The sequence below is a fragment of the Flavobacterium sp. LC2016-23 genome, assembly GCF_009674775.1.
GTDB lineage: Bacteria > Bacteroidota > Bacteroidia > Flavobacteriales > Flavobacteriaceae > Flavobacterium.
The window spans coordinates 141,246-152,494 of the sequence record NZ_WKKE01000001.1; the positions used below are offsets into that span (position 1 = coordinate 141,246).

The 11,249-nt window shown below is 35.5% G+C and carries 11 protein-coding genes; 5 read left to right on the plus strand and 6 right to left on the minus strand.

Annotated features, from left to right (window positions below; translation table 11 throughout):
• Positions 1-256 precede the first annotated feature (256 nt).
• Positions 257-739, minus strand: a complete 483-nt coding sequence (locus GJU43_RS00640; protein ID WP_154338939.1) for a dihydrofolate reductase — start codon at positions 737-739, stop codon at positions 257-259.
• Between the two features lie 11 nt (positions 740-750).
• Complete coding sequence (locus tag GJU43_RS00645; RefSeq protein WP_154338940.1) at positions 751-1,116, minus strand: 2TM domain-containing protein; 366 nt, start codon at positions 1,114-1,116, stop codon at positions 751-753.
• Positions 1,117-1,362: 246 nt separating this feature from the next.
• On the opposite strand from GJU43_RS00645, the gene GJU43_RS00650 reads away from it, so the two are divergent.
• Positions 1,363-1,659 carry an isoamylase early set domain-containing protein gene (locus tag GJU43_RS00650; RefSeq protein WP_132031985.1) on the plus strand — a complete coding sequence of 99 codons (297 nt, stop codon included), beginning with the start codon at positions 1,363-1,365 and terminating at the stop codon, positions 1,657-1,659.
• Positions 1,660-1,688: 29 nt separating this feature from the next.
• On the opposite strand, the gene GJU43_RS00655 is transcribed toward GJU43_RS00650, so the two are convergent.
• The 4 genes from GJU43_RS00655 to GJU43_RS00670 form a co-directional block, all read right to left on the minus strand.
• Positions 1,689-2,540, minus strand: coding sequence for a thymidylate synthase (locus tag GJU43_RS00655; protein WP_078006304.1), 852 nt, complete (start codon positions 2,538-2,540; stop codon positions 1,689-1,691).
• Between the two features lie 117 nt (positions 2,541-2,657).
• Positions 2,658-3,281 carry a bifunctional nuclease family protein gene (locus tag GJU43_RS00660; protein ID WP_127337866.1) on the minus strand — a complete coding sequence of 208 codons (624 nt, stop codon included), beginning with the start codon at positions 3,279-3,281 and terminating at the stop codon, positions 2,658-2,660.
• A 165-nt stretch (positions 3,282-3,446) separates the two neighbouring features.
• Entirely contained in the window at positions 3,447-4,415 is a 969-nt protein-coding gene (locus tag GJU43_RS00665) for an electron transfer flavoprotein subunit alpha/FixB family protein (protein ID WP_154338941.1), read from the minus strand.
• A 146-nt stretch (positions 4,416-4,561) separates the two neighbouring features.
• Positions 4,562-5,308 carry an electron transfer flavoprotein subunit beta/FixA family protein gene (locus tag GJU43_RS00670; protein WP_154338942.1) on the minus strand — a complete coding sequence of 249 codons (747 nt, stop codon included), beginning with the start codon at positions 5,306-5,308 and terminating at the stop codon, positions 4,562-4,564.
• 481 nt (positions 5,309-5,789) lie between these two features.
• Here GJU43_RS00670 and GJU43_RS00675 point away from each other — a divergent pair, with 481 nt between their 5' ends.
• The 4 genes from GJU43_RS00675 to GJU43_RS00690 all read left to right on the plus strand — a co-directional run bounded on the left by GJU43_RS00675 (position 5,790) and on the right by GJU43_RS00690 (position 11,170).
• Positions 5,790-6,767 carry a pyruvate dehydrogenase complex E1 component subunit beta gene (locus tag GJU43_RS00675; RefSeq protein WP_127337862.1) on the plus strand — a complete coding sequence of 326 codons (978 nt, stop codon included), beginning with the start codon at positions 5,790-5,792 and terminating at the stop codon, positions 6,765-6,767.
• 67 nt (positions 6,768-6,834) lie between these two features.
• Entirely contained in the window at positions 6,835-9,336 is a 2,502-nt protein-coding gene (locus GJU43_RS00680; protein ID WP_154338943.1) for a DUF5686 family protein, read from the plus strand.
• Between the two features lie 592 nt (positions 9,337-9,928).
• Positions 9,929-10,528 (plus strand): DNA-3-methyladenine glycosylase, encoded by a 600-nt coding sequence (locus GJU43_RS00685; RefSeq protein ID WP_154338944.1) that lies wholly within the window; start codon positions 9,929-9,931, stop codon positions 10,526-10,528.
• Positions 10,529-10,639: 111 nt separating this feature from the next.
• A complete protein-coding gene (locus GJU43_RS00690) occupies positions 10,640-11,170 on the plus strand; it encodes an inorganic diphosphatase (RefSeq protein WP_055097158.1) in 531 nt (176 codons plus the stop codon).
• Positions 11,171-11,249: the final 79 nt, after the last annotated feature.

Genomic DNA, 11,249 nt, shown 5'->3' on the forward strand with positions numbered 1-11,249 from the left:
GGTTAACAATATTCTTTTTTAAAGTGCAAACACGTTCTTAGGATTAAATTTGTTTTTGGAAATTTTAATTTTCTTGTCTTTACGCCTTCGTGGTATTTGGCAGTAAAGACTTTTTTGAGATTACTCTCAGAAAACAATAATGTTATAACAATCACGTCAGGTAATTGTTGTTTTTATCCAATTCTACTCTTGAAAAGCCCAAAACCGTAAATTGTTTTTGTTAAAAAACATCCTCAATCGAGGATGTTTTTTTATTTTATTTCCTAATGTAAGTTTCGTAGGTGTATTCGTATTGATGTTTTTCATCTTTGAGATTCGTTTCCGCTTCAACCAGCTGCCATTCGTTTTTGTTGATTGTTGGGAAAAACGTATCAGCCTCAAAAGTCTGGTGTACTTTGGTTATTTCAATTATATCTGCAAAGGGAAGGGCTAAATTGTAGATTTCACCTCCTCCAATAACATAGGAATCTTCCTCTTCAGGGCATGCAGCAAGTGCTTTTTCGATACTGTCCACAACAATGCAGCCTTCAGGATTATAGTCTTTTTGACGCGTTATAATCACGTGAGTCCTGTTTGGTAATGGTTTTGGGAAACTTTCAAAAGTCTTTCTTCCCATTATAATATAATGGTTGGTAGTTAATGCTTTGAATCTTTTAAAGTCATTTGGCAGATGCCAGACCAATTCATTGTTTTTTCCAAGGGCATTGTTTTCGGCAACCGCCGCTATCATTATAATCATGGTATGCTAAACTAAATTTTGTTTTCGTTATCCTCGTTTATTTTTGATTCTAATTGACTTATCCTTTTTTGCTGCAAGGCAACAAGTCGGTCAATTTGCTCTCTTTCCCAGTTTTTATTCATAAATCTATCCGTAATATAAACTTTTATAAAATGAAGGATAAAAATAAAAAACCATATTGTGATCACCCAGATACACCAATTTTGAGTAGTGTCTGCAGGGGTGACATTGGTAGTGGTACCAAATCCAAAAAATCGATTCGCAATAAATAAAAATAAGCTGCCTAAAAGAAACAAAACAAGATGAAAATATAAAATTTTCTTTTGTCTGATTCTCCTTCTGGCATATTCGTATTGCTCGTGCACTTCTTTTTCCATAAGATTTTAAAAAAATAATGAGATTATAAAGTTAGAATTTATTTTGAAAGCACAATATTTTGAACACAGAATATTTGCTTTTAAATGAGCTAAGAATCTGAAATCCAAAATTTAAGCAGGAATTAATTATGAATGCGACTAAAAAGAGAGCCACTTTTTGATATTATCACAAATCGTTTATTTGGGTATCGAATCTTCTTGTTAAATTGTGTAATTTAGAGGTATCAATCTAAAAATTAAATGGTTATGGCTTTAAAGAAACAATTTGTGAAAACGAAACCAGTTTGTAAAGTTACGTTTTCAATCGATGCCAAAGATGCCAGTGCGGCAGCTGTAGTGGGAGATTTTAACAACTGGAATGCTCAGGAAGGAACTTTAAGTAAGTTGAAAAACGGAACTTTTAAAGCAACCTATGACCTGGTTAAGGACGCGATTTACGAGTTCAAATATGTTATAGACGGAACGTACGTTAATGAACCGGAGGCAGATTCCTATAAATGGAATGATTTTGCAGGAAGTGAAAACAGTGTATTGGTAGTATAAAAAAATCCGCTAAAAAGCGGATTTTGTATTTATACAGCAACACTTCCTTTTATACCGGCATGTGGCTCGTAATCTAAAAGTGTAAAATCATTATAGTCAAAATCAAAAATGTTTTTAATCTCCGGATTTAAAATCATTTTTGGTAATGGTTTGGGTTCACGGGTTAATTGTAATTCTAATTGCTCAAAATGATTATTGTAGATATGGGCGTCTCCAAAAGTGTGGATGAATTCACCATACTCTAAATCACAAACCTGTGCAATCATCATCGTTAAAAGCGCATAGGAAGCAATGTTAAACGGAACTCCCAAAAAGATATCAGCGCTTCGCTGGTACAACTGACACGATAATTTTCCTTTTGTTTCTCCTTTTTCAGGATCAGGACTCGTCACATAAAACTGAAAAAAAGCATGGCACGGAGGCAATGCGGCTTTATTGTTGGCGACATTCTCTTCAAATGACTTTTTGGTATCCGGTAAAACCGAAGGATTCCATGCAGAAACGAGCATTCTTCTGCTGTTCGGATTCGTTTTTAATTCTGTTATTAATTCAGAAATCTGATCGATTTCCTCACTGTTCCAGTTACGCCACTGATGTCCGTAAACAGGTCCCAGGTCTCCGTTTGAATCGGCCCAGGCATCCCAGATTTTAACTCCGTTTTCCTGTAGATATTTAATATTGGTATCGCCCTTTAAAAACCAGAGCAATTCGTAAATGATTGATTTTAAGTGTAACTTTTTGGTCGTAACCATTGGAAAGCCTTCACTTAAATCAAAACGCATCTGGTATCCAAAAACACTTTTTGTTCCGGTGCCGGTTCGGTCTCCTTTTTGGTTACCGTTTTCTAAAACATGTTTTACTAAATCTAAGTATTGCTTCATGATTGCTTTAAGCTTTAGGCTATAAGCTTTAGGCTTTTTCCTAATTGCTTTTAGCTTGTTTTTTATGTTTTGCGCTTTAAGCTTACAGCCTAAGGCTTAAGGCTTATAGCTTTAGAATTATCTTTTCGAGATTTCGTCTCTGATTTTCGCTGCTTTTTCATAATCTTCCTGAGAAACGGCCTGATCTAAAAGATCGTTTAGTTCCTGCAGGCTGTGTTTGGCGTAAACATCACCGGACTGGTTGCTTTCTTCTTCACGTCCAAAAGTCTCCGGGTTTGATAAGACATCATCTATTTCCTGAGCGCCCTGATCTGTCTCTGCAGAATTGGATTTCAGATAAATTCCGGCCTTATCCAGGATGTTTTTATATGTAAAAATAGGAGCATTAAAACGCAATGCCAACGCAATGGCATCCGATGTTCTGGCATCGATGATTTCTTCGATTTTATCCCTTTCACAGATTAAACTGGAATAAAAAACACCGTCGACAAGTTTGTGGATGATAACTTGTTTCACGACAATATCAAATCTTTCTGCGAAGTTTTTGAATAGATCGTGTGTCAACGGACGGGGAGGTTTTATTTCTTTTTCTAAGGCGATAGCAATCGACTGGGCTTCAAAAGCACCAATAACAATCGGAAGTTTTCTTTCGCCATCAACTTCATTCAAAATAAGGGCATAAGCGCCATTTTGAGTTTGACTGTATGAAATTCCTTTTATGGATAGTTTTACTAGACTCATATATGTGGGTAAAAAAGGGCAGTTAATGCCTCATTTTAATACTTTTTTTGATTGAAAAATAAAGGTGCAATTTTAATCAAAAAATATGGAACAAAAAAGCTACCTAAAACAAAGATACGATTATCTTGTTTTTAGGCAGCTATATTTTTATAGAGAATTTTATTTCTAAGAGTGTTGTGCTTTAAAGGCTTTTAATTTTTCAATTAATTGTGGTACAATTTCAAAAGCATCACCTACAACACCATAGTCAGCTACTTTAAAGAAAGGAGCCTCAGGATCATTATTGATTACTACTTTTACTTTTGAGGAGTTAATACCTGCAATATGCTGGATTGCTCCCGAAATACCAATTGCAATGTAAAGGTTGGTGGCAACTGGTTTTCCTGTTTGGCCAACGTGTTCGCTGTGAGGTCTCCATCCTAAATCAGAAACAGGTTTAGAGCAGGCCGTTGCAGCACCTAAAACAGCTGCTAAGTCTTCCACCAATCCCCAGTTTTCAGGACCTTTTAGTCCGCGTCCACCGGAAACTACAACATCAGCATCAGCGATAGAAACTTTTCCGGTTACTTTTTCTACAGATTCTACTTTTACTCCAAAATCGTTATCGCCGATTGAAGGATTAAAATCTTCTTCAGTTGCAGCTCCTGCACTTTCAAAAATTCCGTAAGAGTTTTTAGCCAGACCAAGAACTTTTACATCGGTATCTATTTGTGTGATGTTGAAAGCTTTGTTGGAGAATGCATTTCTTTTTACCTGAAATGGTGAAGTGCTCAGCGGTAATCCAACCACATTAGAAGCAAAACCAGCTTCCAGAGATACTGCTACTAATGAAGAAAGGTAGATACTGTCTGTTGTAGAAGATAGTAAAACTACTTTTGTTCCTTCTTTTTGAGCCGCTTGTTTGATTACATCAGCGTAAGCTTTAGCCGTAAAACCAGCTAGTTTATCGTTGTTTACTTTCAATACTTTATCAACTCCGTATTTTGATAATTCGCTTACATCACTAGTGTTTATCGTTAAAGCGGTTACGGTTGTTCCTAAAGATTCAGCTACCTTTTTAGCATAAGAAGCTAATTCAAAAGCAACTTTTTTAAATTTTCCTTCTGCAGATTCTGCGTATATTAATATTGACATAATAATTTTAGATTTTAGATTTTAGATTTCAGATTTTAAAAATTGAAATCTAAAATGATTATTGATTTTAGATTTGAAGTGAATCAAATGTTGAGTTTTTAGATTTTGCGTTGCTATCAGCAATCTAAAATCTATATTCTACAATCTTAAATCACCTTAGCCTCGTTGTGTAATAAATTAACTAACTCATCCAAATTATCAGGAGAAACTAATTTCACTGCTGATTTAGGAGCTGGTTTTTCAAATTTCACCGCTTTTGTATTTACAGGAGCATCAACCGGCTCAAGGATAGTAAGCGCCTTTGTTCTTGCCGTCATAATTCCTCTCATGTTCGGGATACGTAAGTCTTTTTCTTCAACAAGACCTTTCTGACCTCCGATAATCAAAGGTAAAGTAGTGCTTACTGTTTCTTTTCCGCCATCAATTTCACGAACCGCTTTTACGTTATTTCCTTCAACAGTTACACTTGTACAGGAGTTTAGAAAGTTAGAACCTAAAATTCCTGCAATCATTCCCGGAACCATTCCGCCATTATAATCTAAAGATTCTTTTCCTGCTATTACTAAATCGTAACCACCAGTTTTAATTACTTCAGCCAATTGTTTTGCAACAAAAAAACCATCAGTTGGGTTTGCATTCACGCGAATCGCTTCATTTGCACCAATAGCAAGTGCTTTACGTAAAGTGGGCTCCGTATCAGGACCTCCGACATTTACTACAGTTACAGTAGCACCTTGTTGTTCCTGAAACCAGATAGCACGTGTTAAACCAAACTCGTCATTAGGATTAATCACATATTGTACACCATTGGTATCGAATTCTGAGTCACCATTTGAGAAGTTAATTTTTGAAGTAGTATCAGGCACATGGCTGATGCAAACTAATATTTTCATAAGTATATAATTTATATTTATAATATTCTTTTACAAATTTAGAAATTAAAATCGGAATAATATACTATGCATGCATAATATTTTTTAAAAACTATTACGTTTTCGAAGATTCCGGATTTTTGATGGCTTTTCATCGGAAAACAAAAACAAAAATATATTCATTTAAGTTGATTCTTAGGAATTTTGCAATGCAGAGCGTGTTTGTATTCGCCAGATTAGAGCTGATTATTCCGGTTTAATTTACAAAAATTAATTTGGTACTATTTTAAAATGAAACGAATAAATCAAAGTTTGTGTAAAAAGGAAAGTAAGCACAAAAAAAACTATAATTATATCGATTTCGTAAATAGTATAATATATTTTTAAAAGTTAAAACCTAAAGGGATAGGGAAGTTAGTGTGATTTTAAATTCAATTTATGCTTTTAAGTTATTTAAAATATTTATTTTTGCTCTTCAGAAAATTCAACATACAATATAAATATGAGAACAATACAATTTAGAGAGGCCATTTGTGAAGCGATGAGCGAAGAAATGCGTCACGATGAATCCATATATTTAATGGGCGAAGAAGTTGCAGAATACAACGGAGCTTACAAAGCTTCAAAAGGAATGCTTGCTGAGTTTGGCGAAAAGAGAGTAATTGATACTCCGATTGCAGAGCTTGGTTTTACAGGAATCGCAGTAGGATCAGCAATGAATGGCTGTCGTCCGATCGTAGAATATATGACTTTCAACTTCTGTTTAGTTGGTATTGATCAAATTATAAATAACGCTGCTAAAATGCGTCAGATGACAGGAGGACAATTTAATGTGCCTATCGTTTTCCGCGGACCAACTGCTTCTGCAGGACAGTTAGGAGCGACTCACTCACAGGCTTTAGAAAACTGGTTTGCCAATACTCCGGGTCTTAAAGTGGTTGTGCCTTCAACTCCTTACGATGCAAAAGGACTTTTAAAATCGGCTATTCGCGATAATGATCCTGTAATTTTTATGGAATCTGAGCAAATGTATGGTGACAAAGGGGAAGTGCCGGACGGAGAATATACAATTCCATTGGGAGTTGCTGATGTAAAACGTGAAGGAAAAGATGTTACGATTGTTTCTTTTGGAAAAATCATCAAAGAAGCTTTTATCGCGGCTGATGAATTGGCTAAAGAAGGAATTTCATGTGAAATTATCGATTTAAGAACAGTTCGTCCGATGGATAAAGATGCTATTCTTACTTCTGTTAAAAAGACAAACCGATTAGTAATTTTAGAAGAAGCATGGCCATTTGCAAGTATTTCTTCTGAAATCACTTATATCGTTCAGGAACAGGCATTCGATTTCCTTGATGCGCCAATTCAGCGTATTACAACGGCAGATACTCCTGCGCCTTACTCTCCTGTTTTACTAAAAGACTGGTTGCCAAACGCAGCTGATGTAGTAAAAGCAGTAAAAAAAGTAATGTACAAATAGTTCAATAAACAATACTTATAAAACTTCATCAGTCATATTAATTGATGAAGTTTTTTTTTGCCGGATTATGAAAAGATTAATTTTACTTAGCCTCTTTTTTGTATTTGCATTTGCAAATAGGGTTACTGCACAAACTAAAGTGAGTGGAATTGTTTTGGATAAATCCAATCAGCCGATTCCGTTTGCTAATGTGGTTTTTAAAGGCTCTAATACAGGAATTGTTTCGAATGAGGACGGTCGTTTTTATCTGGAATCACCCATTACTTATACCGCTTTACTGGTTACGTCTGCAGGATTTTCAGATAAGGAAGTTCCTTTGGAAAAAGCAGTGAATTATGATTTTAAAATTGTTTTGGGCGAAGCCGAGGCACTTAATGAAGTTGTAATTTTTACCGGAAAAACATCAAAGAAAAACAATCCGGCCTTAGATATTTTGCGAAAAATCTGGGAACGAAAGCGTAAAAACGGTTTGTACCAATTCAGTCAGTATCAGATGCAGAAGTACGAAAAAGTCGAATTCGATATGAATACGATTGACAGTGCTTTCATGAAAAACAAACTCTTCAAAGGAATGGAGTTTGTCTTTAATCATGTGGATACTTCTGATGTTACAGGAAAAACCTATCTGCCCATTTTCATCAACGAATCGGTGTATGACGTTTACGGCGACAATAAACTTAAAAAGACCAAAGAGAATATTACCGGAAGTAAAACATCCGGGTTTAATGGAAATCAGCAAATTCTGGCTTTTGTAAAAGACCTTTATTCCGACTATAATATTTACGACAATCACCTTAAATTTTTTGATAAAAGCTTTACAAGCCCGCTTTCAAGAACAGGAATTGATGTTTACAATTATGTATTGAAAGACAGTGCTTTTATTGATAAAAAATGGTGTTACAACATTGTTTTTTATCCGAGACGTAAAAACGAACTGACCTTTAAGGGAGATTTCTGGGTTAACGATACGACTTTTGCGATCAAGAAAATAAATATGGGCGTTACGAAAAGCGCCAATATCAACTGGGTAAAAGATATTTATATCGAGCAGGAATTTGAGGTAGAAAATGACTCCGTTTTTCTATTGACGCGCGATTATATGATGTCTGATTTTGCCTTGAATAAAAAAGAAAAATCAAAAGGAGTTTATGGTAAACGTACCACCCTCTTTAGAAATCATAAATTTAATATCCCGAAACCGGAAAAGTTTTATAAGGAGGAGGTCAATTTTATTGATAATGCCGTCTATGACCGGCCGCCTGAATTTTGGGAAGAGAATCGTTTCGAAAAACTGAACAAAGATGAAGCGGGCATTTATAAAATGCTCGATACCCTGCAAACCGTTAAAAGGTTCAAGCAATTGTATAGTTTGGTCTCTATTTTGGGAAGTGGTTACGTCGAATTTAAAAACTTCGATTACGGACCTATTTTTTCCACCTTTGGTTACAATGAAGTCGAAGGTCTGCGTTTACGCGTAGGAGGACGAACCTATTTCGGACCAAATGATCCATGGCGTGTCCAGGCTTATACAGCTTATGGTTTTGATGATCATAAATTCAAATACGGAGCATCCGGAAAATGGATGGTCGATAAGCAAAAACGCGTTATTATCTCCGGAGGAAATAGGCGTGATATCGAACAGATTGGTGCCAGCTTAACCACAACAAATGATATTTTAGGACGAAGTTTTGCTTCTTCTGCCTTGTTTACAACAGGAAGTAACGGAAAACTGACCAATATTAATCTGAGCAATGTTTCTGTGGAAATGGAGCCAATTAAAAACTTTGTAGTTCAGGCCGGTATTTCGTACAGGACCTTAGCATCGGCATCGCCAACGTTTAGTTTAGATTATTATACCACACTGCCCACTGCTGCAAATCCTGCAGGAGTTGTTGCAAGCGAAGTAAAACAGTTTGAGGCCAATGTTCAGTTTGAACTTATGCCGAAACGAAAAACAATTGGTTTTGGAGTAGAACGTGATTTAGTAGACAGTCCTTTCAGTCATTTCTTTATTAATTTCAGCTACGGACTTAAAGGGGTGATGCAGAGTGATTTCGCTTATGAAAAAATACAGTTGTTTTATAAACAGCCTATTATTATAGGACCATTAGGAAGGTCGAATGTTATTCTGGAAACAGGAAAAACTTTTGGAACTATTCCGTTAGGGTTAATGAGCGTAATACCTGGAAACCAGACTTATTTTACGATAGAAAACACCTTTAGTAATTTAAATTTCTACGAATTTATTACAGATCAGTATACAACCTTACAATGGAATCATGATTTTGGAGGAAGATTATTCGCCAGAATTCCATTTATGAGAAAACTAAACTGGAGAGAGTTTGTGGGGGTAAAAGGAGTTTACGGAACCATTTCTAATGCCAACAGAGCGATAAATGCTTCTGACCAGCCTTATGTGGCACCGGAAAATGTATACTGGGAATATAACGCAGGAATCGGAAATATCTTCAAGGTATTCCGTATTGATTTTTCCTGGAGAGGTAGTTATTTAAATAATCCTGATGCTAATAAATTTGCAGTAAAAGGATCTTTCGGGTTCTATTTTTAATATAGGAAAACACAATCTTGTCATTTCGACCGAAGGGAGAAATCGCACTGGAGAATCCGCAATCTTTGTCGATTTCTGAGTATGATTTCTCCCTTCTTCTGTTCGCTGGCAATCGGGTCTGCCTTCGGTCGAAAAATTCGAAAAATTTAAGAGATTTATAGTTTCAGTTTAAAGAAAAAATCTGCCTAATCTGCCAAATCTGCGTGCCAAAAAAACTTTGCGCCTTTGCGTGATTAATTTTAAAAGGCTTAATTTCTCGCAGATCAGGCAGATTCAGCAGATTTTTTTTAGTACTGGTTCTAATTTTATTTTAGCTGTATTTTAAGCATTAACAATTAAAAATCTGCATAATCCGCTAAATCTGCGAGCCAAAAAACTTTGCGCCTTTGCGTGATTAATTTCAAAACGGCTTAATTTCTCGCAGATTTGGCAGATTAAGCAGTTTTTTTTAGTACTGTTTCTAATTTTCTTTTCGCTGTATTTTAAACATTAACAATTAAAAATCCGCTTAATCTGCCAAATCTGCGAGCCAAAAAAACTTTATGTCTCTGCGGGATTTTTATTTAATTTTGGTAAAGACTTAAAATAACTTATGCAGGAAGCTATCGATTTTCTATCCACTAAAAATCCAATATTTCAGGAAATCATCAAAAAGTATGGATTACCACAAATCCCGAAACGCCCTCAGGGTTTTGAAACTTTGGTGTTGCTAATACTCGAGCAGCAGGTTTCTATTGATTCGGCGAAAGCCACATTCTTAAAAATAAAAGCCTGCACAACCTGCAATCCGGAAAACATGGCAATTCTGTCAGACGAAGAATTTAGAAGCCTTGGCGTAAGCCGTCAAAAGACAAAATATATTAAAGTTCTGGCTGATGCCGTTCTGAACAAAGAACTGGATATTGAAAGTTTAGCCAAAAAGTCAGCACAACAGGTCAGGGAAGAACTCATTAAATTAAAAGGAATTGGAAACTGGACAATAGATATCTATTTAATGTTTTGTTTACAGGAACCGGATTTAATTCCGTTAGGTGATATTGCAGTCATCAATACCATCAAAGAATTACTCGATATTCACGACAAACAGGAAATGGAAATCTACGCCGAACAATGGAGTCCGTATCGCTCTTATGCAACCTATTTGCTATGGCATTATTACTTAAATAAGCGAAATCGGAAAATTACCTATTAAATGCTTGTTTTTTAAACGGTAATGCAGATAATTTAACCTGTTTTTTTATTGTAAAAATAGATTCTTTAGTTACTTTTGCAACCGAAATTAAAGATATAATAAAAAACAAAAATGACCGCAGACAAACTAACAACTTTCGATGTATTAATCGAAATACCAAGAGGAAGCAGAAATAAATACGAGTACGATTTTGAAATTAAAAGAATGCGTTTTGACAGAATGTTATTCTCCTCAATGATGTACCCGGCAGATTACGGATTTATTCCGGAAACTTTAGCTCTTGACGGTGATCCTCTTGATGTATTGGTTTTGGTAAACGAGCCAACTTTTCCAGGATGTGTTATGGAAGTAAAACCAATTGGAGTTTTCCACATGGCAGATGATAAAGGACCGGACGAAAAAATTATCTGTGTACCGGTTTCAGATCCAATCTGGAATTCATTGACTGATTTATCAGATATGAATCCTCACCTGGTAAAAGAAATCGAGCACTTCTTTCAGGTTTATAAAGATCTTGAAAACAAAAAAGTTGATGTTGAAGGCTGGGGAGATGTAAACGAAGCATTTGCAATTATTGCGGAGTGTACCAAGCGTTTTAACGATATCGAAAACAAACCAGAGGGATTATTTAGTATTAAATAATTTTAAGCCTCTTATTTTATAAAAAAAGCAATACTCCGTCAGGAGTATTGCTTTTTTGTTTAAATTCGTTTTGTTAGTT

What these genes read in the sequence shown, in the direction of transcription:
- GJU43_RS00645 (WP_154338940.1), bottom strand. Translation starts at nt 1,116, where the DNA reads ATGGAAAAAGAAGTGCACGAGCAATACGAATATGCCAGAAGGAGAATC.
- GJU43_RS00680 (WP_154338943.1), top strand. Translation starts at nt 6,835, where the DNA reads ATGAAAAGATTAATTTTACTTAGCCTCTTTTTTGTATTTGCATTTGCA.
- GJU43_RS00685 (WP_154338944.1), top strand. Translation starts at nt 9,929, where the DNA reads ATGCAGGAAGCTATCGATTTTCTATCCACTAAAAATCCAATATTTCAG.
- GJU43_RS00650 (WP_132031985.1), top strand. Translation starts at nt 1,363, where the DNA reads ATGGCTTTAAAGAAACAATTTGTGAAAACGAAACCAGTTTGTAAAGTT.
- GJU43_RS00640 (WP_154338939.1), bottom strand. Translation starts at nt 739, where the DNA reads ATGATTATAATGATAGCGGCGGTTGCCGAAAACAATGCCCTTGGAAAA.
- GJU43_RS00675 (WP_127337862.1), top strand. Translation starts at nt 5,790, where the DNA reads ATGAGAACAATACAATTTAGAGAGGCCATTTGTGAAGCGATGAGCGAA.
- GJU43_RS00690 (WP_055097158.1), top strand. Translation starts at nt 10,640, where the DNA reads ATGACCGCAGACAAACTAACAACTTTCGATGTATTAATCGAAATACCA.
- GJU43_RS00655 (WP_078006304.1), bottom strand. Translation starts at nt 2,540, where the DNA reads ATGAAGCAATACTTAGATTTAGTAAAACATGTTTTAGAAAACGGTAAC.
- GJU43_RS00670 (WP_154338942.1), bottom strand. Translation starts at nt 5,308, where the DNA reads ATGAAAATATTAGTTTGCATCAGCCATGTGCCTGATACTACTTCAAAA.
- GJU43_RS00665 (WP_154338941.1), bottom strand. Translation starts at nt 4,415, where the DNA reads ATGTCAATATTAATATACGCAGAATCTGCAGAAGGAAAATTTAAAAAA.
- GJU43_RS00660 (WP_127337866.1), bottom strand. Translation starts at nt 3,281, where the DNA reads ATGAGTCTAGTAAAACTATCCATAAAAGGAATTTCATACAGTCAAACT.